Origin of the sequence: Kineococcus deserti (assembly GCF_050871945.1) — a bacterium.
In the GTDB taxonomy this organism is placed as follows: Bacteria; Actinomycetota; Actinomycetes; order Actinomycetales; family Kineococcaceae; genus Kineococcus.
This window is the reverse complement of sequence record NZ_JBJLSI010000002.1, coordinates 136,292-158,875: the sequence shown is the minus strand read 5'-3', so window position 1 is coordinate 158,875 and position 22,584 is coordinate 136,292. Positions and strand designations below refer to the sequence as shown.

Below are 22,584 nucleotides of genomic sequence, written 5' to 3'. Positions count from 1 at the left end.
CTCGTGACCACCCGCACCCAGGCGCTCGTCGACGTCCTGCGCGCCCGCATCGTCGAGGGCGAGCTCGCCCCCGGCCGGCCGGTGCCCTCGGAGAGCGAGCTCGTCGAGGAGTTCGGCGTGAGCCGCACCGTGGTGCGCGAGGCGATGTCCCGGCTGCAGGCGGCCGGGTTCGTCGAGACCCACCGCGGCCGCGGGTCGTTCGTGCTGGCCCGGCCCAGCGGGCAGGCGTTCGGGATCGACGTCGACCGGCTGCGCTCGGCCGCCGACCGCGTCGAACTGCTGGAGTTCCGGCTCGCCGTGGAGACCGAGGCCGCGGCGCTGGCCGCCACCCGTCGCGGCCCCGACCAGCTCGCGGCCGTGCAGCGCGCGGCGAAGGGGTTCGCGGCCGTGGCCGACCACCCCTCCGACGCCGTGGCCGCCGACTTCCGCTTCCACGCCGCCGTCGCCGCGGCCTCGGGCAACCGCTACGTCGTCGACCTGCTCGCCACCCTGGGCGAGCCGATGATCGCCATGCCGTCGGCGCGGTTGCGCGGCGGGTCCTCGGGGGTGCTGGACGTCGTGGCCGAGCACGACGCCGTCGTGGCCGCGCTGGAGCGGGCGGACCCCGAGACCGCGCGCGCGGCGATGCGGGTGCACCTGGCCGGCTCGATCGCCCGCCTCACCTGCTCGCCTCGTGCTTGATCACCGAAGTGCTTGATCACCGAAGTGCTTGATCACGGGAGGGGGCGGCCCCGTGATCGAGTGGGCGGGGCCGGTCAGCCGCCGGCGAAGGGAGGCAGGACGTCCAGGGTGGTGCCGTCGGCCAGGACGTCCTCACGGCGGGCGGCGACGCCGTCGACGAGGTAGCTCGAGGCCGCCAGCACCCGGGCCAGCGCGGGGGAGCGCTGCGACAACTCGTCCACGAGCGTGCCGAGGGTCTGGTCCTGGCCGAGCGCGGCCTCCTCCTCCTCGTGGCCGGCCGCGGCGGCGGCCCCGGCGAAGAACCGGACGAGCACCGTCACCATCTCGTTCACCTTCCGTTCACGTCCACACCTGCTACCCGCCGATCGAGCTCATCGGCCGGGTCGGGTGCAGGAAGTCCGGGTCGTCGATGTCGTGGCCGGGCAGCTTGCCCCACATCGCGGCCCGCCACGTCGCGGCGAGCGTGGCGTCGTCGGCCCCCGAGCGCATCGCGTCGCGCAGGTCGGTCTCGGAGGTGGAGAACAGGCACGTGCGCACCTGCCCGTCGGCGGTCAGCCGGGTGCGGTCGCAGTCGCCGCAGAACGGGCGGGTGACCGAGGCGATGACGCCGACGTCACCGACCCGGGCACCTGCCCGCAGGACGTCCCACGTCTCGGCGGGGGCGGCGCCCCGGGCGCTGCCCGGGCGGGGGGCCAGGGTGAACTCCCGTTGCAGCGCAGCGAGGATCTCCTCGGCCGTCACCATGTCGTCGCGTTGCCAGGTGCCGTGCGGGTCCAGCGGCATCTGCTCGATGAACCGCAACCGGTACCCGTGCGCCAGTGCCCAGCGCAGCAGGTCGGCGGCCTCGTCGTCGTTGGTGCCGCGCAGCAGCACGGCGTTCACCTTGACCGGGGCCAGGCCGGCGTCGGTGGCCGCGGCCAGCCCCGCCAGGACGTCGGCGTGCCGGTCTCGTCGGGTGATGCGGGCGAAGCGGTCGGCCCGCAGGGTGTCCAGGGAGACGTTGACGCGGGTCAGGCCGGCCGCGGCGAGCCCGGCCGCCCGCCGCGCCAGGCCGATGCCGTTGGTCGTCAGGGAGGTGGAGACCGGCGTCCCGTCCGGTGTCCGCAGCCGCGTCACCGCCGCGACGATGTCCTCCAAACCCTTGCGCAGCAACGGCTCCCCGCCGGTGAAGCGGATCTCGGTGACGCCCAGGTCCCGCACCGCCAGGCGGACCAGGCGGATGACCTCCTCGTCGTCGAGGACGCGGCTGCGCTCCAGCCAGGGAAGGCCCTCGGGAGGCATGCAGTAGTGGCAGCGCAGGTTGCAGCGGTCGGTCAGGGAGACCCGCAGGTCCCGTGCCGTCCGTCCGTGCTGGTCCAGCAGCGGGCCGGCGGCGAAGCGGTGGTCCGTCGACGGCGCGGTACCCGCTCTGCGCAGGCGCGGAAGGCCCAGGTCGACGGTGCTCACGCGGCCAGGGTAAGTCGCCACGGAGGGACCACCCCCTCTCGGTGATCGTGCGTGTGTTCTGTGTCACAGCGAGTGAATCGCGTCAAAGGTTGGTCATGATCCGGTCGATGGGCTAAGGTGAACGCAAGATGAACAGGAGGTGGCACATGAACGACTTCGGAACGACGACCACGCGGGGTGTGGACGCCAAGCCCGTCATGCAGTGGGTGACCGTCCGGGACTCGTCCGGCCGCCCGCACCTGGAGATGCGCTGGAGCATCGCCGGGGCGTACGCGCCGCTGTCCCGAGCCGCCTGAGCCGACCGGGTGAGACCGAAGGCCCCGCCACGGTGGCGGGGCCTTCGGTGCATCCGGACCACTGTGGCTCAGGACGCGAACATCCGCGCGTTGGCCGACTCGACGTCGGCGTACTGCCGCCCCGCCTGGGCCAGTGCCCGCTGGATCTCCTCCAGCGACAGGCGCACCCGTTCCTGGGTGACCCGCCACTGCGCCGACAGCGCCTGGAAGCCGCTGGCGGCCTGCCCCTTCCAGCACGACTCCAGGTCCAGCAGGTGCCGCATCATGCTGTCCACCTCGGTGGCGAGGTTCCCCGCCGACGTGGCCACCGCCGAACTGGCCTGCTCCACGCGTGCGCTGTCGACCTCGAACCGGCTCATGGGACCCTCCTTCCCGCGGGTGGTCCCGCGGACTCGACTGCTGACGGCGCCGGACGCGACCGCCGGCACCCGAGGAACGTAGGTCGCCGGCGGAGGGAGCAGTCGCGTTGTCCACAGTGGAGGTCCCGTCCGGGGCCGGGCCGGTGCCTGTGCACGTACGGACGCCCTCCGGGGCCTGCTCGTGACCGTCCTGGTCGACACCGCCCGCGTTCCCGCGCACGGGCGCTGGTGGTCGCACCTGGCCAGCGACTGCTCCACCGCCGAACTGCACGACTTCGCCGGCCGGCTCGGCGTGCACCGGCGGGCGTTCGAGGGCGACCACTACGACGTCCCGGACGAACTCGTCCCCGTCGCCGTCGAGCTCGGCGCCGAACTCGTGACGACCCGCGAACTGCTGCGCCGGGTCCGGGCGGCCGGCCTGCGCACACCGAAGCGGCGTGGGGAGAAGGTGCTCAGCACGACGGTCGTCGACGGCCGCCGCGTCGACGTCGTGCGTGCCGCCGCGGTGCCGTTCCCGCACGGGGTGCACCGCGCGGTGGTCGTCGAGGGCGGTCGGCTCGTCCTGGGCACCGACGGCGACCTGCCCGTCGTGGAGGCGCTGCGGGGTTCCGTCGTGGGGTTCCGCCGCACCTGGTGGCGCACGGCCGGGGGCTGGGAGCTGCGCCACGACGGTGTCACCGCCCCCGGCGGCCCGGTGCCGGACCGGTGGCACGAGCGGTTGCCGGCCCGGTGGTGGACCCCGTTGCTGCGTCCGGAAGGCTGACGGCACCCCCAGCCGCGAGGACCCCGCCCCCCGGGAGGGGAGCGGGGTCTCGCGGCACCGGTCAGTTCTCCGCGCGCGCCGTCAGCGAGGCCTTCAGCGTCTGCTCGGCGCCGTCGCGCACCACGGTGAGCTCCACCGTGCTGCCGACGGCCTTGCCGCGGATCGTGGCGGTCAGCGACTCGTACCCGTCGATCGACTGACCGTCGACCGCGGTGATCACGTCACCGGCCTGGACGCCGGCCTCGGCGGCGGGGGAGCCGCTGGTGACCTCGGCCACCGCGGCACCCTGACGGGTCTCCTCGCCCACGGTCGCGGTCGCCGACTGCTCGGACATGCTGACCCCGAGCCAGGCGTGCTGCGCCGTGCCGTTCTCGATGAGCTGGTCGGCGATCATCTTCACCTCGTTCGACGGGATCGCGAACCCCAGGCCGATGCTGCCGGACTGGCTGGAGGACGACGCCGAGCTGAGCGAGGCGATCGAGGAGTTGACGCCGATCACCTTGCCGGAGGAGTCCAGCAGCGCCCCGCCGGAGTTGCCCGGGTTGATGGCGGCGTCGGTCTGGATCGCATTGGTCGCCGCGGTCTCACCGGTCGTCTGCTGCTGACCGAACTGCTGGGCGAACGGGTCCTGGGACTGCGAGGAGTCCTCGCTCGTGGTCAGCACCGGCCGGTTCAGCGCCGAGACGATGCCCGTGGTCGCGCTGCCGGACAGGCCCAGCGGGTTGCCCAGGGCCATGACGGCCTGCCCGGCGACGACGTCGTCGGAGTCGGCGAAGGTGGCGGCCTTCAGGTCGCTCGGCGGGTCCGTCAGCTGGAGCACCGCGAGGTCGGTCGCGGCGTCGGTGCCCTTGATCGCCGCGGCGTACTCCCGGCCGTCCGAGAGCGTCACGGTGATCTGCGCGCCGGTGCCCAGACCGGAGACCACGTGGTTGTTCGTCACGACGTACCCGGAGGTGTCGTAGACGATGCCGGAACCCTCGGCCTCACCGGACTGACCGGTCACGGTCACCGAGACCACGCTGGGGGCCACGGCGCTGACCACGGCCTGCCAGTTCACGGTCGTCTCGCTGACGCCCTGGATCTGGGCGCTGCTGGAGCTGCTCGGCGTGGTGCCGCCGTCGGCGGAGGTGTCCTGGCCGAAGGCGCCGACCAGGCCGGCGGTCAGCGCGCTGGCCGCGACGGCGCTGGCCACGGCGACGCCGACGACACCGAACCACCCCGGGCGGCGGGGTCCGCGACGCCCGCCGCCGCCACCACCACCGCCCTCGTCACCGCCGTGCGGCGGGGTCGGGCCACCGGGGGTGGCCCACGGGTCGCGCTGGCCGTACTGCTGGCCCTGCTGCGCGGGGAACTGCTGGGTGGGCTGCCCGTAGGCGCCCTGGTTCCAGTCCCACGACTGCGGCGGGGCCGGGGCGTCACCCTGGCCCTGCGTGCCGTCGTTGCCGCGGGCCTGGGTGGAGACCACCCCGGACGAGGGGTAGCCGTTGTCGTGGGGAGTGTGGCGCTCGTCGGGGCCGTTCATCCTTGCTCACCTCTGCGAGTTGGAGGTCGGGGTGGTGGGTACACCACCAGTAACGGCCCTCGCGCTGCAGGCCAACCCGGAACTGCCTGGAACCTAGCTGTGAATGTCGGCGACCTGCTCGTCGGCGTCGGCGTCGGCGTCGGCCCCGGCCGGCGCCTCGGCGCGGAAGCGGACGCGGAACGTGGCGCCGCCGCCGGGGGTCGGCGCGACGGAGACCGTGCCGCCGTGCACGTCGACGATGGTCGCCACGATCGCCAGCCCCAGCCCCGACCCGCCGCCGGTGCCGCGCCGGCGCGAGGAGTCGACCCGGTAGAACCGCTCGAACACCCGCTCGGCCTGTTCCGGGCTCAGACCGGTGCCGTGGTCGCGGACCTCCACGACCGACTCCGGTCCGGACGGCCCCTGGGCGCGGCCCACCGCCACCTCGATCGGCGAACCCGCCGGTGTGTGGTGCACCGCGTTGGCCAGGAGGTTCGTCAGCACCTGGCGCATCCCGGCCTCGTCGGCCAGCACGAGCGCGGAGTTCGGCCCGACGCCGTCGTGCAGACCGGTCAGCCGCACGGTGCGGTCGGGGGCCAGGGCGCGGGCGTCGTGCACGGCGTCGGAGGCCACCACGGCCAGGTCGACGGGTTCGCGGTGCACCGTGCGGGCCCGTTGCGCCTCGTCGAGGCGGGCCAGGGCCAGCAGGTCCTCCACCAGCCTGCCCAGCCGCGTCGACTCGCCCTCGATGCGGCCCATGACGTGCGCGACGTCGTCGGGTTCGCGCACCGCGCCCTGCCGGTACAGCTCGGCGAAACCGCGGATCGCCGCCAGCGGCGTGCGCAGTTCGTGGCTGGCGTCGGCCACGAACCGGCGCATCTGCTCCTCCGAGCGCTGCTGGGCCCGGAAGGAGGACTCGATCTGGCTGAGCATGGTGTTCAGCGCCGTCGACAGCCGGCCGATCTCGGTGCCCTGCGGGGCGTCCGGGACACGGCGGGACAGGTCGCCGCCGGCGATCGCCGAGGCCGTGCGCTCGATGTCGTCCAGCGGCCGGAAGCTGCGCCGGATCGCCAGCGCGGCGAAGAACGCGCCCAGCAGCAGCACCCCCAGCGACACCGCCAGCGCCACGACCCGGAAGTCCGACAGCGTCCGGCTGGCGCCCGACAACGGCAGCGCGACGGCGATGTTCAGCTGGGTGGCCGTGCCCGAGACCCGCGCGGTGAACACCAGCACCCGCCACGGATCACCGCCGTCGGAGTCGGCCACCGTGAACGGCTCACCCTGGCGGGCGGCGACGAACTCCGCCGTGAGCCGTTGCAGCGCAGGCGCCTCGGCGCAGGTGTTCCCCGCGGCGCGGGCGCACACCGGCAGCGCGTTGCCGCCGTCGGTGTCGGCGAACTCCACGTAGTAGTCCGACAGCAGCAGGTTCGGCTGACTCTGGTTGAAGGTGGGGAAGGCGCTCTCGACGGCGACCTTGCCCTTGTTCACGAGCTGCTCGTCGACCTGGTCGCGCAGGTTGTTCTGCAGCAGCTGCAGCGAGACCAGGCTCGTGACGCTCATCGCCATCAGCAGCAGCAGCACGACGATGACCAGCAGCCGCACCCGCAGAGGCAGGTGCGCCTCGGCGGCCAGCACCCGGTGGCGGGCCGCCCGCAACCGTCCCGTGAGGCGGTTCATCCCGCCGTCTGCGGGACGCGCAGCACGTACCCGACGCCGCGCTTGGTGTGGATGAGGGGTTCGAGGCCCTCGGTGTCCAGCTTGCGGCGCAGGTAGGAGATGTAGGACTCCACGATCCCGGCCTCGCCGTTGAAGTCGTAGTCCCACACGTGGTCCAGGATCTGCGCCTTCGACAGCACCCGGTTGGGGTTGAGCATCAGGTAGCGCAGCAGTTTGAACTCGGTGGGGGACAGTTCCACCTCGCGCCCGGCGCGGCGCACCTCGTGAGAGTCCTCCTCGAGCTCCAGGTCGTGGAACACCAGCCGGCCGGTGTCCGGCCCGGCCGCGGCGCCCGTGCGGCGCAGCACCGCGCGGATGCGGGCCACGACCTCCTCCAGGCTGAAGGGTTTCGTCACGTAGTCGTCGCCGCCGACGGTCAGCCCGGCGACCTTGTCGGCGGTGTCGTCGCGGGCGGTGAGGAACAGCACCGGCACCGGGCGGCCGCGTTCGCGCAGCTTGCGCGTCACGGTGAAGCCGTCCAGGTCCGGGAGCATGACGTCGAGGACGACGAGGTCGGGGCGGAAGTCCTCGGCGAGCTTGAGCGCCTCGGCCCCGTCGGCCGCGGCGGCGACCTCGAACCCGGCGAAGCGGAGGCTGGTGGCCAGCAGTTCGCGGATGCTCGGCTCGTCGTCCACGACGAGCAGCCGGGCTTCCGGGGCAGAGCTCGCAGATCTCACGCGCGACAGTGTCCTCCCGGTTCCTGGGAGACAGCTGGGGACCCGCCCGGAACCTGCGCAGCCACCGGGGTGCGAGGATCGGCAGGTGCTCCGCTCCGTGACCGCCACCCGCTACGTCGTGCCGCTGCGCGAGGGCGGGAGCCTGCCGGGGGTGTGCGAGGCCGACGACCTGGGCACCTACGTGGTGAAGTTCCACGGCGCCGGTCAGGGCCGGCGGGTGCTGGTCGCCGAGGTCCTGGCCGCCGGGATCGCCCGGGTCCTCGGCCTGGAGGTCCCCGAGCTGGTCGTCGCCCACGTCGACCCCGTCATCGGCCGCGGCGAGCCGGACGAGGAGGTGCAGGACCTGCTGCTGCGCTCCCCGGGGGCCAACCTCGGGATGGACTTCCTGCCCGGCGCCCTGTCCTTCGACCCGGCCGTCGACCCCGTGGACCCCGGGTGGGCGGCGAAGGTGCTGTGGTTCGACGGCTTCGTCCTCAACGTCGACCGGTCCTGGCGCAACCCCAACTCGCTGTGGTGGGGCGGCAGGCCCTGGTTGATCGACCACGGCGCCGCGTTGTACTTCCACCACGACTGGGCCCGCGCCGCGGCCAGCACGCAGCGTCCGTTGCGGCACGCCGAGGACCACCTGCTGCTGCCCACCGCCGCGCCGCTGGCCGACGTCGCCCCCGGGTGCGCGGCGGCGCTGACGCCGCAGGTGCTCCGGGCCGTCGTGGACGAGGTCCCCGACGGCTGGCTGGAGGGCGAGCCCGGCTTCGAGGACGCGGGTGCCGTCCGCACCGCCTACCTCGACTGGTTCACCGGCCGGCTGGCCTCCGACACCTGGGTCGCCGACCTGCAACGCGTGCAGGACTCGCAGGGGGAGGCGTCCCGTGGCTGAGCTGGACGTCTTCGAGTACGCCGTCGTCCGCGTCGTCCCGCGCGTGGACCGGGGGGAGTTCGTCAACGCCGGCGTGGTGCTGTGGTGCCGCTCGCGCGAGCACCTGGCGGCCCGCACCGTGCTGGACACCGACCGGCTGCGGGCCCTGGCCCCCGGCCTCGACGTCGCCGCGGTGGCCCGGCACCTGCGGGCCCTGGAGGCCGTCTGCGCCGGGGAGTCCGGCGCCGCGAGCGCGGAGGGGAGGGGGGCCAGGTTCCGCTGGCTCGTCGCGCCCCGCTCGACGGTCCTGCAGACCTCGCCGGTGCACTGCGGCCTGACCGCCGATCCCGTCGCCGAGCTGGACCGGCTGGTGGACGCGCTGGTCGCCGGCCCCTGACGCACCGGGGCGGCCGGGGAGCCGCAGGTTCGCCCGACCGCCCCGGTGCGGTGGTCCGGTCAGGCCCGGCGGACCTGCACGACCGAGGGGCGCGGCTGGCCCGTCCCGTCGTAGGGGAAGGTGGAGGCCGGCTCGTCGATGGTCGCGCCGTCGATCTCACCGGGGTGCTGCACGGCCACGAACACGGTGCGCCCGTCGTCGGCGATGAGGGGCCCGCAGGTCTCCGCGCCGGTCGGCACGGACAGGAACTGCCGCACCTGACCGCGGTTCGGGCCGTCGACGACGACCTCGTACAAGCCGTCGTTGGAGCCCAGCGTGTTGCCGTCGGTGGAGATCCACAGGTTGCCCGTGGTGTCGAAGGCCACGTTGTCGGGGCAGGAGATCGGCGAGACCTGCGCGGGGTCGAAACCGCCGAAGTAGGTGCTCTGGTCCTCCGGGTCGCCGCAGACCAGCACGAGGTTCCAGGAGAACTCCGTGGCCGCCGCGTCGTCGCGCGCCTCGACGATCTCGACGACGTGACCGTCCTTGTTCAGCGGGCGCGGGTTCGCCTCGTCGACGCCGGCCTTGCCCAGGGTGCCGCGCTGGGTGTTGTTGGTGCACGCCACGTACACGCGGCCGTTGACGGGGTTGCGCTCGACGTCCTCGGGGCGGTCCATCTTGGTGGCGCCCACGACGTCGGCGGCGGCGCGGGTGTTGACGAGCACCTCGTCGATCGACATGCCCGGCACGACGGAGCGGCCGCCGCGGGTCAGCGGCACCCAGCGGCCGCGGCCGTCGTAGCGCTCGTCCTCGATGCCGTCACCCTCGAAGACGGCGACGAACAGGTCGCCGTCCTCCAGCAGCCGCAGGTTGTGCTTGCGGTCGCCCTCGCGGTACGTGCGCTTGGAGACGAACTTGTACAGGTACTCGAACCGCTCGTCGTCGCCCATGTAGGACACGGCGCGGCCGTCGGCGGCGAGGGAGACGGTGGCGCCCTCGTGCTTCATGCGTCCCATGGCGGTGTGCTTGCGCGGGGTGGAGGTCGGGTCGGAGGGGTCGACCTCCACGATCCAGCCGAAGCGGTTGGCCTCGTTGGGCTCCTTCTCGGCGCTGAAGCGCTCCTCGATCCGCTCCCAGGCGCGGCCGGTGCTGCCGTAGACGCTGTAGCGGTCGCTCTGCCCGCCCTCGACCTCGGGGGAGGAGAAGTAGCCGTTGAAGTTCTCCTCGCCCGAGAGCACCGTGCCCCACGGCGTCGTGCCGCCGGCGCAGTTGCCGAAGGTGCCGACCGGGGTGCGGCCGGCCGGGTCGGCCGTGGTGCGCAGCGCCTTCGCGCCGGCGGCGGGCCCGGTGAACGCCATGGGCGTCATCGGGGTGATGCGGCGGTTGAAGTCCGAGCCGCGCACGTAGCCCCACGGGGAGTCCGCGTCCGCCCGGCGCAGCTCCACGACCGACATGCCGTGGGCGGCGAGCGAGATGCGCAGCTGCTCGTCGGTGGCGCTCTCGGCGTCGACCCAGTCGCGGAACATCAGTTCCTCGTTGGTGTACTCGTTGTTGCACACCAGCAGGGCCCGGTTCGGGTCCTGCAGCGGGACGATGGTGGTGTAGTCGTTGTTGTAGCCGAACTGCCCCAGCTGCGCCTCGGCGGTCTGGTTCTCGAAGTCGAAGTCGGGGGCGCCGGGCAGGATCGGGTCGCCCCAGGAGATCAGCGGCGCCCAGGTCCAGCCCGCGGGCACGTCGAAGGAGTCCACCTCGGCCGGGACGGGGGCGATGACCTCGAAGTCCACGACGTGGCCGGGGTCGAAGGGGTCGGCGAGCAGGTTCACGTCGTCCCCGCCGCCGAAGGCGCTGGCGGGCTGGGCCTGCGCCACGGCGGCGCCGGCCACCCCGAGGCCCACCAGGCCGGCCAGGACGCCCCGGCGCGACACCGCGGAGCGCACGACGTCGCCGAAGTAGGCGTTGGCGGAGCGGTTGGGGACCTGGGTCGCGCACGAGGTCGCGCAGCGGTAGTGGCAGGTCATCGGGCTGCGGCGGCCGGCGGGGGCGTAGGGCAGCAGTTCCAGCGTCGGGCGGCAGGCTTCCGTCGTCACGGTGCGGTCTCCAGGGTGGCGTGGGGTGGGGCTGCGGCCGGAGGTGGCCGCCGACCGCCGGGGGAGGCGGTCCTGCGGGACGGACGCTAGGGAGGCTGTGCGGGGTCTGAGGCCACGGGAGGATGGCGGCCCGGTGAACGGTGCGTGATCATCCGCGAGCACGGGTAGCCTCACCTTCCCCGCCGGGTGTAGGAGCTCCGGGCACCGATCAGCAGTGGCGTGCGGCAGGATCGGGCCATGACACTCGACCCGTCGAACCCGTTCGCCGCCCCGAGCGACCTGCCGTTCGCGGTGCCGCCGTTCGACCGGATCCGCGTCGAGCACTACGCGCCCGCCTTCGAGGCCGGCATGGCCGAGCACCTGGCCGAGGTCGACGAACTCCTGGCCCAGGACCTGCCGGCCGCGCGGTTCCTCGACGCGCTGGAGTCGGCCGGGCAGTTGCTGGGCCGGGCCGAGGCGGTGTTCTTCAACCTCGTCGGCACCGACGCCGACGACGACCTGCGCGCGGTGCAGGCCGAGTTCTCCCCGCGGTTGTCCGCGCACCACGACGCCGTGCGGCTCGACCCGCGGCTGGTCGAGAAGGTGCGCCTGCTGCACTCCGACCCGCCCGCCGACCTCGACGCCGAGCAGGTGCGGCTGCTGGACCGGCTGCACCGCGACGCCGCCCGCTCCGGCGCGCTGCTCGACGAGGCCGGGCAGGCCCGGCTGCGTGAGCTGAACGAGGAGCTGTCGAAGCTCACGACGGCGTTCGACGTCGAACTGCTCGCCGACACCAACGACCTCGCCGTCCGGGTCGAGCGGGCCGACGACCTCGACGGGCTGACCCCGGCCGAACTCGCCCGGGCCGCGGCCGGTGACGGCGACGGTTTCGTGCTCCCGCTCGTCCTGCCCACCGGGCAGCCCGTCCTGGAGTCGCTGCGGCGCAGGGAGGTGCGCCGCAGGGTTCACGAGGCGTCGGTGCAGCGCGGCGGGCGCGGGGGAGCGCACGACACCCGCGCGGTGCTGCTGCGGATCGCGGGCCTGCGCGCCGAACGGGCCGCACTGCTCGGGTTCGCCGACCACGCCTCCTGGGTCGTGGCCGACGAGACGGCCGGCGACGTCGAGGCGGCCGTCGGGATGCTGCGCCGGCTGGCCCCGGCCGCCGTGGCGAACGCCCGCCGCGAGGAGGCCGAGCTGACCGGACTCCTGCACGCCGACGGTCACGACGGGCCGCTGCAGCCGTGGGACTGGGCCTACTACGCCGGGAGGCTGCGGCGCGAGCGGTATGCCGTGGACGCCGAGGCGCTCAAACCCTGGTTCGAGCTCGAGCGCGTCCTGGTCGACGGGGTGTTCGCCACCGCGACCGACCTGTACGGGCTGACGTTCACCGCCCGCCCCGACGTGCCGGTGTTCTCCGCCGACGTCCGCGCCTACGAGGTCGCCGACGAGTCGGGGCCGCTGGGGTTGTACCTGTTCGACCCGTACGCCCGGGAGTCCAAGCGCGGTGGGGCGTGGATGAGTTCCTTCGTCGAGCAGTCCCGTCTGCTCGGGACCCGGCCCGTCGTCGTCAACTGCCTCAACGTGCCGAAACCCGCCGAGGGCGATCCGGCGCTGCTGACGGTCGACGAGGTCGAGACGCTGTTCCACGAGTTCGGGCACACCCTGCACGGGCTGCTGTCCGACGTGCACTTCCCGCGGTTCTCCGGCACGAGCGTCCCGCGCGACTTCGTCGAGTTCCCCTCCCAGGTCAACGAGTTCTGGGGTTTCGAACCCGAGGTCCTGGCCCGCTACGCCCGGCACGTCGGGACGGGTGAGCCGCTGCCCGCCGAGGCCGTGGCCGGTCTGCACGCGGCCCGCGAGCACGGGCAGGGGTTCTCCACCACCGAGTACCTCGCCGCCGCGCTGCTGGACCAGGCCTGGCACCGGGTCGCGCCGGGAACCTTCGACGACGCCGAACCCGACGACGTCGGCCGCTTCGAGGCCGCAGCCCTGGCCCAGGCCGGTGTCGCGCTCGACACCGTGCCCCCGCGCTACCGCAGCAGCTACTTCCACCACGTGTTCGGCGGTGGGTACGCCGCGGCGTACTACTCCTACGTGTGGAGCGAGGTGCTCGACGCCGACACCGTGGAGTGGTTCGCCGAGAACGGCGGTCTGCGCCGGGAGAACGGCGACCACTTCCGGCGCACCGTCCTGTCCCGCGGCGGGTCGGTCGACCCGCTGCAGGCCTACCGCGAGTTCCGCGGCCGTGACGCGCGGATCGAACCGCTCCTGCGGCGGCGCGGGCTGGCCGGGGCCTGAGCACCGGGAGCTCTCCACCCCTCGCGAGGCCGCGGAGGGTGGAGAGCTCCGAGCGGGTCAGGCGGCAGGGCCCTCGGGGTCCTGGACGCCCTTGCCGTTGCCCTGGTCCAGGACGTCCTCGCCCGCGCCGCCGTACAGCTCGTCGGAGCCGTTGTCGCCGGCGAGCCGGTCCTCGCCGGCCCCACCGAGCAGCACGTCGTTCCCGTTGCCGCCGGAGATCCGGTCGTCGCCGTCGCCGCCGCAGACGACGTCGTCGCCGTTGCCGCCGGTGATCACGTCGTCGCCGCCGAGGCCGACGATGACGTCGGCCCCGTTGGTGCCCCGCAGGACGTCGTCACCCCCGGTGCCGACGATGGTCGCCTCGAGGCCCTGGCAGGTCGGGGTGACCGGCTCCGGCGTCTGCAGGTCCAGCCCCAGCAGCAGCGGGTCGTGGTCGCTGGAGCGGTAGGGGTTCGCCGCGTACAGCGCCGGGTCACCGGTGTACTGGTAGGCGAAGGACTCCACGGCGTTGATGTTCCAGTGCGTCACGCCCGTCACCTTGGCGGTGAGCTCGGCCGTGCCGAAGGCGTGGTCGAGCGAGCCGGACAGCTCGTCGTAGACGTAGCTGTAGCGGCCCGGGTCGAACTGCGCGCCCAGGTCGGTCAGACCGGCCTCGCCCAGCGCGACGACCGGGTCCTCCTGCGAGTAGGCGTTGAAGTCGCCCAGCGCCACCACGTCGGCGTCGCCGGTCTCGGCGCGCAGCCGCTCGACGAAGGCCGCCAGCGAGGCCGCCTGCCGGGTCCGGTCGCCGTTCCAGGCGCCCTGCCCGTCGCCGGTGTCGGCGTTGTCGCCCGTCGCGGAGTCCCCGGACCCCTTGGACTTGAAGTGGTTCGCGACGACGGTGAACACGTCCCCCTCGCCGGTGGCGCGGAACGTCTGGGCGATCGGTTCCCGGGCGTTGGACCACACGGCCTCGTCGACCAGGCCCACCGGGTCCCCGACCGGCTCGACGGCGTCGGTGCGGTAGACGATGCCGTTGCGGATGACGTCGCGGTCCACGGCGTACAGCTCCTGCGGCAGCGGCACGTAGGCCCACACGTCCGCTCCCTCGGCCGCGTTCAGCCGGTCCACGAGGTCGGCCAGCGCACGGTCGGCGTCCCCGGGGCTGTAGCCGCTGGAGTCGGTGTCCTCGATCTCCATGAGGGTCACCACGTCCGCCCCCAGACCGCGGATCGCCGGGACGACCTTGCCGGCCTGCTCGTCGAGCTCGGCCTGGTTCGCGGCCCCGCGCCCGGTGCCGCCGAAGGTGAGGAAGTAGTTCAGGACGTTGAACGCCCCGACCTGCAGGTCCCCACCGACCGCGGCGGGCGCGGCCGGGCGGGTGTTCTGCGCCGCCAGCACACCGTCGGCGGTCCCGTCGGCCGGGATCAGCCGCCACTCCTCGAACCCGTACCCGAGGACGACCGGTTCGCGCAGCCCGACCGGGTCGCCCACGCGCACCGGGGACTCCGGCGTCAGGTAGGGGCGGGCGGTCGCGCTGGTGCGCGCGCCGTCGGCGTCGTCGAGCAGGATCTTGCGCTGCTGGTTGCCCGCGGCGATCGCGGCCGCCTCCGCACTGCCCGGACGGGCCAGTTCGGTCGGCTGCACCAGCACGCCGCCCTCGGAGAGCGTGAGCTCGCCGTAGGAGGTCAGGGCGTAGACCTCGCTGACGGTCAGCTGGTCGGCGGGCGCCACGAGCGCACCCTCCAGCGCCTCGCGCTGCTCGTCGCCCGCGGGCAGGTCGAGCACGGCGGGAGCCGGCAGGTCCGCGGCGGTGCCGTCGGCGCACACGGCGACGGCCGCGCCGGCGTCGACCTGCGTCTGGCCGTAGTACTCCTCGGCGGTGCCGGTGACGTTCACGGTGTCGCCCAGGCCGACGGTCGCGGTGCTGTGCACGAAGATCCCGTCGGAGGTGGCCGGGTCGCCGTCGCCGTCGGGGTCCTGCAGGTAGAAGCCGTCCAGGCCGGGGGTGGCGCCGACGACGACACCGCGCACGGTGACCTGCCGGCCCGCCAGCGGGGTCTCGGACCCGGCGCCCTGCACCTGGCCGACCTCGTGGGTGGGCGCGGTCTCGCACGACCCGCCCGGCGGGGTGCCCGGAGCGGTGGTGGGCGCGTTCAGAGCGCCGGGGGTAGCGGTGGCGGGCCCGGACCAGACCAGGGCGCCGGCCGCGTCGACGGTCCGCTGCAGCGACTGTCCCGCGGCCGTCCCGGCGCCCTCGGCGACGCCGACGTCGGTGCTGGTCAGTCCGTCGGCGGGGCCGTCGGCCGCGGTCAGGGTGCCCTCGTAGCTGAGGAACTCCAGCACCGCGCCGTCGGCGTCGACCAGCGCCAGCCCGTCCGGGGCGCCGTTCTGCAGGCCGTTGGCGGGGTACTCCAGCAGCGCCACGGCGGGGGCGTCGGCCGGCGCGGTCACCGCGGGCAGGGCGTCGGTGTCGTAGACGCCGCCGTTGCCGCCGTTGTACAGCACCAGCGACAGCCCGGCCGAGCTGGTGCCGGCGGGCAGTTGCACCTCGACGAACTCACCGCTGTCGGTGCCGTCGTTGTCGTAGTGCAGTTCGGAGACGAAGGGGACGGTGGGTTCCGCGGCCGAGGCCGGTGCGGCGGCGAGGGCGGGCAGGCCGAACGCCGTCAGCGAGACGGCGACGGCACCGACGGCGGCGCGCCGGGCGCGCGAGCCCGGGCAGCGCGGGTGGACGAGCATCCTGGTCCTTCCGAGGTGGGGTGACGTTCGGTCGTACCGTAGGTGCACCGTGTGACAGTGCTGTGTCCGGCAGGTGAACCGGAATCCCGGGACGCTCCCGCGGGGTTGGCCTTGTCGTGAAGTCCATCGTGTACTCGCAGACCGGTCCCGCCTCCGTCCTGCGCCTGGAGGAGCGCCCGATCCCCGAACCCGGTGCCGGCGAGGTCCGCCTGCGCGTGGTGGTGTCCGGGGTCAACCCCACCGACTGGAAGTCGCGCAGCGGCAGCACCGCCGCGCTGGCCTTCCCGGAGGCCACCCCCAACCAGGACGGAGCCGGGATCGTCGACGCGGTCGGCCCGGGCGTCGTGGACCTCGCCGTCGGCGACCGGGTCTGGACGTGCATGGCCGCGCAGCAGCGGCCCACCGGCACCGCGCAGGAGTTCACCGTGCTGCCGCAGGAGCGGGTCACCCGCCTGCCGGACGGTGTCTCCTTCGACGTCGGCGCGTCCCTGGGTGTCCCGGCCGTCACCGCGCACCGGGCGCTGACCGTGGCCGAGGACGGGCCGCGTCGGCTGGCTCCCGGAGCCCTCGCGGGCCGCACCGTGCTCGTCTCCGGGGGAGCCGGCGCCGTCGGCCACGCCGCGATCCAGCTCGCCCGGTGGGCGGGCGCGACGGTCGTCACCACGGTGAGCGGCCCGGAGAAGGCGCGGCTGGCCACGGCCGCCGGCGCGCACCACGTCGTGAACTACCGCGAGGGCGACCCGGCCGCCGCGATCCGCGAGGTCGCCCCGGACGGTGTGGACCTCGTCGTCGAGGTCGCCCTGGGGCAGAACCTCGAACTCGACCAGGCGGTCGTGCGCCCCCGGGCCTCGATCGCCAGCTACGCCGACGACGGCGGCGGGGAGGTCCGCGTCGACATCCGGGCGAACATGGTGCTCAACACCCGGTTGCAGTTCATCCTCATGTACACGATGGGCGCGCAGGCGCTGGCCGCCGCGGCCGAGGACGTCACCGCCGCGCTGCGTGACGGCGCGCTCGGCGTGGGGGAGGAGCACGGCCTGCCGCTGCTGCGCTTCCCGCTGGAGCAGACGGCGCAGGCCCACGACGCCGTCGAGGCAGGCGCCGTGGGCAAGGTGCTCGTCGACGTCGGCTGAGCCGGCCGGGAGTGCTTGATCACGGAAGGCTGGTGATCAAGCACTCCCGTGATCAAGCACTTCCGTGATCAAGCACTCCCGTGATCAAGCACTCCGCCCCCGGGGCGGGGACCGTCAGGGCAGGACGCCGTCGGCGTCGGGGACGCCACCGTCGATGTCGTCGGCGTCCACGATCCGGTACGCGTAGCCCTGTTCGGCCAGGAACCGCTGCCGGTGGGCGGCGAAGTCCTGGTCCTTGGTGTCGCGCGAGACGACGGTGTAGAACCGCGCCGACCCGTGGTCGCCCTTGGGACGCAGCACCCGGCCGAGCCGCTGGGCCTCCTCCTGCCGGGAGCCGAACGACCCCGACACCTGGATCGCGACCTTCGCCTCGGGCAGGTCGATCGAGAAGTTCGCCACCTTGCTGACCACCAGCGTGGTGATCTCGCCGTGCCGGAAGGCGTCGAACAACCGCTGACGCTCCTTGACGGTCGTCTCGCCCTTGATGACGGGCGCGTCGAGCCGGGCGGCCAGGTCGTCGAGCTGGTCGATGTACTGCCCGATGACCAGCGTGGGCTGACCCGCGTGCTGGGCGACGAGCTTCTCCACCACGCGGGACTTCGCGTCCGAGGTCGAGCACAGCCGGTACTTCTCGTCGTCCTCGGCCGTGGCGTACGCGAGCCGTTCGGAGTCGGGCAGCGTCACGCGGACCTCGACGCAGTCGGCGGGGGCGATGTAGCCCTGCGCCTCGATGTCCTTCCACGGCGCGTCGTAGCGCTTGGGGCCGATGAGGGAGAACACGTCGCCCTCGCGGCCGTCCTCGCGCACGAGCGTGGCGGTCAGCCCGAGCCGGCGACGGGCCTGCAGGTCGGCGGTCATCCGGAAGATCGGCGCGGGCAGCAGGTGCACCTCGTCGTAGACGATGAGGCCCCAGTCGCGGGCGTCGAACAGCTCCAGGTGCGGGTAGACGCCCTTCCGCTTGGTCGTCACGACCTGGTACGTCGCGATCGTCACCGGGCGGATCTCCTTGCGGGCCCCGGAGTACTCGCCGATCTCGTCCTCGGTCAGCGAGGTGCGCTTGAGCAGCTCGTCGCGCCACTGCCGGGCCGAGACCGTGTTGGTCACCAGGATCAGCGTGGTCGCGCGGGCCCGGGCCATGGCCCCGGCGCCGACGAGCGTCTTGCCCGCACCGCAGGGCAGCACCACGACCCCGGAGCCGCCGTGCCAGAAACCCTCGACGGCCTCGTGCTGGTAGGGCCGCAGCGTCCAGCCGTCCTGCGCGAGGTCGATGGGGTGGGCCTCGCCGTCGACGTACCCCGCCAGGTCCTCGGCCGGCCAGCCCAGCTTGAGCAGGACCTGCTTGAGGTTGCCCCGTTCGCTGGGGTGCACCAGCACGGTGTCCGGTGCGACCTTCGCGCCGAGCAGGGGCGCGGCCTTCCTGCTGCGCATGACCTCCTCGAGCACGGGGGCGTCGAGGGAGTGCAGCACCAGGCCGTGCTCGGAGTCCTTGACCAGCTGCAGGCGGCCGTACCGGGCCATCGTCTCGGCCACGTCGACCAGCAGCGCGTGCGGCACGGAGTAGCGGGAGTACTCCAGCAGCGTGTCGACGACCTGCTCGGCGTCGTGGCCGGCGGCGCGCGCGTTCCACAGGCCCAGCGGCGTCAGCCGGTAGGTGTGGACGTGCTCGGGAGCGCGTTCGAGCTCGGCGAACGGGGCGATCGCCGCCCGGCACGCCGAGGCGCGCGGGTGGTCGACCTCGAGGAGCAGGGTCTTGTCGCTCTGGACGATGAGGGGGCCGTCGGTCACCTGGTGTTCAACTCCGCGATCGGGCGGGAACTTCCGGTCATCGGGTGAACAGCACGCTCACCGAGTCGGTGTCCCACGACGTGCTCGGGTCGTCCCAGCCGCTGCCCAGGCCCAGGGCGAGGAGCGCGACGAGGAAGGCGACGAACAGCACCGTCAGGCCGATGTTCACCCAGGCGCAGATCTTCCCGGCCAGCAGGAAGCCCAGCCCCCGCCTGGTGCCGTGCGACTCCAGGATCTCGCGCCGGGCCCCGGGGGTCAGGGCCAGGGCCACGATCGACGCGATCCAGCCCAGGCCGGTGAAGGAGAGCACGAGCCCGCCGACGGCCGTCCACAGCACCGCGTGGGCCATCCCGGTCACCGGCGGCTGCTCGTAGCCGTAGTACTGCTGGTTCGCGTACTGCTGGTTCGCGTACTGCTGGTTGGCGTACTGCTGGTTGGCGTACTGCTGGTTGGCGTACTGCTGCGAGTACGGCTGACCGGCGTACTGCTCGTTCGCCCACTGCCGGTCGCCGTGGGGCTGGTCGTACGCGCTGCCGCCGTACTGCTGCGGGGCGCCGTACTGCTGGTCGTAGCTGTGCTGGTCCGGCCGCGGGGACTGCTGCTCGCCGTACCGCGGCAGGCTCCCGGTCGGCGGCGCCGGGGTGGCCGGGTGCGCCTGCGTGGGGGCCTCGGCACCCTCGGACCGGCGGTACGGGTCGTGCGCGTCCCGCGTGCTCTCCTCGTCGCCGGCCCGGTACGGGTCGCGCGAGGCCTGCTCCGGGTCGGGCTTCTCCCACCAGGACCGCTGGCCGCCCTGTCCGCTGTCGCTCATGACTCCGTTTCCCCCATCCGTCCTCACCGGCCGTCCGCCCTGCTGTCCAGCCGCGCCCGCACGACGCTAGCCCACCCTCCGGGCACCGCACCTCACCCTCACAGGTCGGCTTGGACCACCCCGGTGACCCGATGGACGGACAACGACTTCACCGTTCGTTCCGCGTGGTCGAAGACCGTGATGCGACCGCCCTCGACCCCGAGCGGGTCGACCAGGTACCGGCCCGCGGCACCGGTGGAGTCGACGTACCCGACCCACACCGGCTGCCGCCGCCCGGCCGCCTCGCGCAGCACCGACAGCGACGTCGTCGGGTCCATCGCCGGCAGCGCCGGGGCGTCGCGGTGCCGGTCGCGCCGCCGTTCGAGCTCGTCGACGTCCTGGTCACCGGCGCGCAGCGTCTGCACCGCTGCGGCCACCAGCGAGGGGCCCGGCGGCGGGGGTTCACCCGTGACCGGCCGCGGCAGCGGACGGGGGCCCGAGCGCGCCTGCGCCGGGCGGCGCACGAGCAGTTCACCCGCAGGCCCCTCGGCGGCCGGGGCGACGCCGATGTCCCGCAGCACGGCCAGCACCTCGTCCGGATCGGCCGCGCAGGCCAGCACCGTCGGCGCCAGCGCGCGCAGACCCAGTGCGCTGCAGCGCTTGTCGGCGACCAGTTCGGCCAGCAGGGCAGGATCCTCGGCGCGCACGTAAGCGCCGGCCCGCCCGACCCGCACGCGCCCGTGCCGTCGTGCGACGTCCCGCACCAGGTACTCCAGCGGCTGCGGGACCCCCGTGGAGGACAGGTCGGCCAGGAAGGCCAGCGCCTCCTCGGCCGTCTGCCCCTCGTCCAGGCCGCGGCGCACCGACCCGGCGTCGAACCGGTAGACGGTCGCACCGCCGCGGCTCTCCACCCGGGCCAGCGACTCCAGCCGTCGCGCGACGTGGAGTTCCAGCGGGCCGGGGGCCACGGCCGTCAGGTCGGCCTGCAGCAGCACCTCCCGGACCGGTTCGGGCAGCGAGTCCGCCAGGGCCCGCAGGGCGCCGTCCTCGTCGCCGGCCAGCACGGCCCGACCCGCGGGGGTCAGCGCGCCGGCCCCCAGCACGCCGAGCCAGGAGGCGTCGCGCAGCGTCCAGCCGACGAGGTCGTCGCGCAGCCGCGACGCGCGCCGTGGCGCCAGCCAGCGCAGCCGGGCGGCGACGTCGGCCGCGTCCGCGGCGGCGTCGGCGGGCAGGGCGGCCAGCTCGGCCAGGACGGCGTGCCGCACGGGCACCGCCGAGGCCCGGTCCAGGTCCGGGCCCAGCGCGTTGCGGGCGGAGTCCTTCGCGTCCCGGGTGCCGACCATCGCCGGAACCCGGGTCGAGGGCAGCCACGCCGTGACCAGTTGCAGCCACTGCTCGGGCAGGTCCTCCTCGAGCCAGGCGTCGAAGGCCGGGGTCGGCAGCCAGCGGGGCTCGACCTCACCGTCGTCGGCGACCAGCCCGGCGACCCACGCCGTCTCCACGACCAGCGCCGCGGTCGCCTCGTCGACCTCCAGGGCGGTCGCCGTCCGCTTCAGGTCCCGCACCCCCAGGCCACCCGCGCGCAGCACCGCGGGACCGGCGGTGCCCCACCACCGGCCGAGCTCGGCGACCAGCCGGCACGCCTCGGTCGCGGCCTCGGCCGACGCCCCCAGGACCCGGTCGTGCGGGCGCGGCGTCTCGGCGATCGCCGGGGGCACCCGGTCCGGGGCCTGGTGCACGCGCCCGCCGCGCAGGGCCAGCCCGACCTCGCGGGGCAGCACGACGGTGCCCGGCCCGGAGACGGCGAGCAGGCCGCGCGAGAGCAGCCAGTCCACCGGCCCCGACGAGGTCGCGGCCCGCACCTGCCGGTCGGCGCGCTCGACGGCTCCGGTCGGCGGACCCCACGTCAGCTTGTCCAGGACGGCGCGGACCCCCTCGGGGGCGTCGATCAGCAGCCCGGTCACCGTGTCGGGCACGGCCAGGTGCCGGGTGAGGCGCTCCAGCGCGACCTCTGGGTCGTGGCTGACCTCGAGCTCGAGGTCCTCCAGCAGCTCGGCCAGGCGTTGCGGCGAGCGCCGTCCCAGGGCGTCGGCGAGCGTGGGCCCCAGGCCCGCCGGGTGCGGCCCGAGCAGTTCGCGCACGGCCGAGACCAGGTGCAGGCGCCGGTCCGGGCCCCACACCAGCGCCCGGCGCCGCAGGTCGGCGACGATCTCGCCGGCCTTGGCGCCCCACGCCTTCGACACCGCGGTGACGCTCGTCGGGTCGGGCAGGACGGCCAGGACCTCGGCCACCTGCAGCGTGGGGGTGTCGAGGCGCTCCAGGGCGCGCTGGGTGCTGGCCCGCGTCGTCGCGCGGGTGGCCAGCGCCGTGGAGGACGTCGGCAGCGGCGCCGCGAGGTCGGGACGGGCGGCGAACAGGACGAGCAGGTCCTCGTCCGCACGGGCGCGCAGGTCCTCGGCGAGGGTGCGCGGGGCTGGGGACGTGGGCATCGGACCGAGTTTAGGTGCGCAGCTGGCGGGAGCCTGCCGACTCCTCCCCGGCCCGGGTCGCGGCGAGGCCCCGTGCCGGACGCCGGTCCTACGGTGCCGGGCATGACCGAAGAGCTGAGCGCGACCGGACAGGAGTTGTCCCCCGAGCGCCGCGACCTGCTGTCGACCCTGGCCAAGCACCGCTGGTTGTTCACCGCGACCCTGACCGACCTCACCGACGAGCAGGCCGCCGCCCGCACCACCGTCAGCGAGCTGTGCCTGGGTGGGCTGGTGAAGCACCTGGGGGAGACCGAGGCCCAGTGGGTGGAGTTCGCCCAGCGGGGCAGCGAGGCGTTCCCGCCGTTCGAGGAGACCGACTACGCGGCGCGCGAGAACTCCTTCCGGATGCTGCCGGGGGAGACGGTGGCCGGCGTCCTGGCCGACTACGCCGCCGTCGCCGCGCGCACCGAGGAGGTCGTCCGGACGATCGACCTCGACCTGGCCCACGACCTGCCCGCTGCGCCCTGGTTCGAGGTGGAGCAGTGGTCGGCGCGCCGGGTGTTCCTGCACGTCATCGCCGAACTGGCCCAGCACGCCGGGCACGCCGACATCCTGCGCGAGGCGATCGACGGGCGGAAGTCGATGGGCTGAC

At 74.1% G+C, this 22,584-nt stretch carries 19 protein-coding genes; 8 read left to right on the top strand and 11 right to left on the bottom strand.

Features of this window, described 5'->3' with window-relative positions; all coding sequences use genetic code 11:
- The first annotated feature begins 3 nt into the window (after positions 1-3).
- The gene (locus ACRYR2_RS02700) at positions 4-681 is read left to right on the top strand and encodes a FadR/GntR family transcriptional regulator (protein WP_432561278.1); all 678 of its coding nucleotides are present in this window, start codon (positions 4-6) and stop codon (positions 679-681) included.
- A gap of 74 nt (positions 682-755) precedes the next feature.
- On the opposite strand, the gene ACRYR2_RS02695 is transcribed toward ACRYR2_RS02700, so the two are convergent.
- Both ACRYR2_RS02695 and moaA read right to left on the bottom strand, forming a co-directional pair.
- Positions 756-1,004 (bottom strand): MoaD/ThiS family protein, encoded by a 249-nt coding sequence (locus ACRYR2_RS02695; RefSeq protein ID WP_432561375.1) that lies wholly within the window; start codon positions 1,002-1,004, stop codon positions 756-758.
- A gap of 31 nt (positions 1,005-1,035) precedes the next feature.
- Entirely contained in the window at positions 1,036-2,127 is a 1,092-nt protein-coding gene (gene moaA, locus ACRYR2_RS02690) for a GTP 3',8-cyclase MoaA (RefSeq protein WP_432561277.1), read from the bottom strand.
- A 146-nt stretch (positions 2,128-2,273) separates the two neighbouring features.
- On the opposite strand from moaA, the gene ACRYR2_RS02685 reads away from it, so the two are divergent.
- Entirely contained in the window at positions 2,274-2,423 is a 150-nt protein-coding gene (locus tag ACRYR2_RS02685; RefSeq protein ID WP_432561276.1) for a hypothetical protein, read from the top strand.
- A 68-nt stretch (positions 2,424-2,491) separates the two neighbouring features.
- On the opposite strand, the gene ACRYR2_RS02680 is transcribed toward ACRYR2_RS02685, so the two are convergent.
- Entirely contained in the window at positions 2,492-2,782 is a 291-nt protein-coding gene (locus ACRYR2_RS02680; RefSeq protein ID WP_432561275.1) for a WXG100 family type VII secretion target, read from the bottom strand.
- Between the two features lie 181 nt (positions 2,783-2,963).
- Here ACRYR2_RS02680 and ACRYR2_RS02675 point away from each other — a divergent pair, with 181 nt between their 5' ends.
- A complete protein-coding gene (locus tag ACRYR2_RS02675) occupies positions 2,964-3,545 on the top strand; it encodes a DUF4031 domain-containing protein (protein ID WP_432561274.1) in 582 nt (193 codons plus the stop codon).
- 61 nt (positions 3,546-3,606) lie between these two features.
- On the opposite strand, the gene ACRYR2_RS02670 is transcribed toward ACRYR2_RS02675, so the two are convergent.
- The 3 genes from ACRYR2_RS02670 to ACRYR2_RS02660 all read right to left on the bottom strand — a co-directional run bounded on the left by ACRYR2_RS02670 (position 3,607) and on the right by ACRYR2_RS02660 (position 7,439).
- Positions 3,607-5,067 carry a S1C family serine protease gene (locus ACRYR2_RS02670; protein WP_432561273.1) on the bottom strand — a complete coding sequence of 487 codons (1,461 nt, stop codon included), beginning with the start codon at positions 5,065-5,067 and terminating at the stop codon, positions 3,607-3,609.
- A 93-nt stretch (positions 5,068-5,160) separates the two neighbouring features.
- Positions 5,161-6,723 (bottom strand): sensor histidine kinase, encoded by a 1,563-nt coding sequence (locus ACRYR2_RS02665; RefSeq protein WP_432561272.1) that lies wholly within the window; start codon positions 6,721-6,723, stop codon positions 5,161-5,163.
- Complete coding sequence (locus tag ACRYR2_RS02660; protein WP_432561271.1) at positions 6,720-7,439, bottom strand: response regulator transcription factor; 720 nt, start codon at positions 7,437-7,439, stop codon at positions 6,720-6,722. The genes ACRYR2_RS02665 and ACRYR2_RS02660 overlap by 4 nt, the downstream gene beginning before the upstream one ends.
- An 85-nt stretch (positions 7,440-7,524) precedes the next feature.
- On the opposite strand from ACRYR2_RS02660, the gene ACRYR2_RS02655 reads away from it, so the two are divergent.
- On the top strand, positions 7,525-8,316 hold the full coding sequence (locus ACRYR2_RS02655; RefSeq protein ID WP_432561270.1) for a HipA family kinase: 792 nt from the start codon (positions 7,525-7,527) through the stop codon (positions 8,314-8,316).
- Positions 8,309-8,692 (top strand): DUF3037 domain-containing protein, encoded by a 384-nt coding sequence (locus ACRYR2_RS02650; protein WP_432561269.1) that lies wholly within the window; start codon positions 8,309-8,311, stop codon positions 8,690-8,692. Before ACRYR2_RS02655 ends, ACRYR2_RS02650 begins: the two co-directional genes overlap by 8 nt.
- A 59-nt stretch (positions 8,693-8,751) precedes the next feature.
- On the opposite strand, the gene ACRYR2_RS02645 is transcribed toward ACRYR2_RS02650, so the two are convergent.
- Positions 8,752-10,758 (bottom strand): PhoX family protein, encoded by a 2,007-nt coding sequence (locus ACRYR2_RS02645; RefSeq protein ID WP_432561268.1) that lies wholly within the window; start codon positions 10,756-10,758, stop codon positions 8,752-8,754.
- A gap of 237 nt (positions 10,759-10,995) precedes the next feature.
- Here ACRYR2_RS02645 and ACRYR2_RS02640 point away from each other — a divergent pair, with 237 nt between their 5' ends.
- The gene (locus ACRYR2_RS02640; protein ID WP_432561267.1) at positions 10,996-13,035 is read left to right on the top strand and encodes a M3 family metallopeptidase; all 2,040 of its coding nucleotides are present in this window, start codon (positions 10,996-10,998) and stop codon (positions 13,033-13,035) included.
- 57 nt (positions 13,036-13,092) lie between these two features.
- On the opposite strand, the gene ACRYR2_RS02635 is transcribed toward ACRYR2_RS02640, so the two are convergent.
- Positions 13,093-15,756, bottom strand: a complete 2,664-nt coding sequence (locus tag ACRYR2_RS02635) for an ExeM/NucH family extracellular endonuclease (RefSeq protein ID WP_432561266.1) — start codon at positions 15,754-15,756, stop codon at positions 13,093-13,095.
- A gap of 116 nt (positions 15,757-15,872) precedes the next feature.
- Here ACRYR2_RS02635 and ACRYR2_RS02630 point away from each other — a divergent pair, with 116 nt between their 5' ends.
- A complete protein-coding gene (locus ACRYR2_RS02630; protein ID WP_432561265.1) occupies positions 15,873-16,889 on the top strand; it encodes an NADPH:quinone reductase in 1,017 nt (338 codons plus the stop codon).
- Positions 16,890-17,003: 114 nt separating this feature from the next.
- Here ACRYR2_RS02630 and ACRYR2_RS02625 read toward each other — a convergent pair whose 3' ends face one another.
- The 3 genes from ACRYR2_RS02625 to ACRYR2_RS02615 all read right to left on the bottom strand — a co-directional run bounded on the left by ACRYR2_RS02625 (position 17,004) and on the right by ACRYR2_RS02615 (position 21,953).
- A complete protein-coding gene (locus ACRYR2_RS02625; protein ID WP_432561264.1) occupies positions 17,004-18,674 on the bottom strand; it encodes a DNA repair helicase XPB in 1,671 nt (556 codons plus the stop codon).
- A 37-nt stretch (positions 18,675-18,711) separates the two neighbouring features.
- Complete coding sequence (locus tag ACRYR2_RS02620) at positions 18,712-19,485, bottom strand: DUF4190 domain-containing protein (protein WP_432561263.1); 774 nt, start codon at positions 19,483-19,485, stop codon at positions 18,712-18,714.
- Between the two features lie 98 nt (positions 19,486-19,583).
- Positions 19,584-21,953 carry a helicase-associated domain-containing protein gene (locus ACRYR2_RS02615; RefSeq protein WP_432561262.1) on the bottom strand — a complete coding sequence of 790 codons (2,370 nt, stop codon included), beginning with the start codon at positions 21,951-21,953 and terminating at the stop codon, positions 19,584-19,586.
- A gap of 102 nt (positions 21,954-22,055) precedes the next feature.
- Between ACRYR2_RS02615 and ACRYR2_RS02610 the strand changes: the two genes are divergently transcribed.
- A complete protein-coding gene (locus tag ACRYR2_RS02610) occupies positions 22,056-22,583 on the top strand; it encodes a DinB family protein (RefSeq protein ID WP_432561261.1) in 528 nt (175 codons plus the stop codon).
- Position 22,584: the final 1 nt, after the last annotated feature.

Coding starts and splice junctions, on each gene's coding strand:
- ACRYR2_RS02670 (WP_432561273.1), bottom strand. CDS start 5,067: ATGAACGGCCCCGACGAGCGCCACACTCCCCACGACAACGGCTACCCC.
- ACRYR2_RS02620 (WP_432561263.1), bottom strand. CDS start 19,485: ATGAGCGACAGCGGACAGGGCGGCCAGCGGTCCTGGTGGGAGAAGCCC.
- ACRYR2_RS02665 (WP_432561272.1), bottom strand. CDS start 6,723: ATGAACCGCCTCACGGGACGGTTGCGGGCGGCCCGCCACCGGGTGCTG.
- ACRYR2_RS02695 (WP_432561375.1), bottom strand. CDS start 1,004: ATGGTGACGGTGCTCGTCCGGTTCTTCGCCGGGGCCGCCGCCGCGGCC.
- ACRYR2_RS02615 (WP_432561262.1), bottom strand. CDS start 21,953: ATGCCCACGTCCCCAGCCCCGCGCACCCTCGCCGAGGACCTGCGCGCC.
- ACRYR2_RS02610 (WP_432561261.1), top strand. CDS start 22,056: ATGACCGAAGAGCTGAGCGCGACCGGACAGGAGTTGTCCCCCGAGCGC.
- ACRYR2_RS02640 (WP_432561267.1), top strand. CDS start 10,996: ATGACACTCGACCCGTCGAACCCGTTCGCCGCCCCGAGCGACCTGCCG.
- ACRYR2_RS02680 (WP_432561275.1), bottom strand. CDS start 2,782: ATGAGCCGGTTCGAGGTCGACAGCGCACGCGTGGAGCAGGCCAGTTCG.
- ACRYR2_RS02635 (WP_432561266.1), bottom strand. CDS start 15,756: ATGCTCGTCCACCCGCGCTGCCCGGGCTCGCGCGCCCGGCGCGCCGCC.
- ACRYR2_RS02685 (WP_432561276.1), top strand. CDS start 2,274: ATGAACGACTTCGGAACGACGACCACGCGGGGTGTGGACGCCAAGCCC.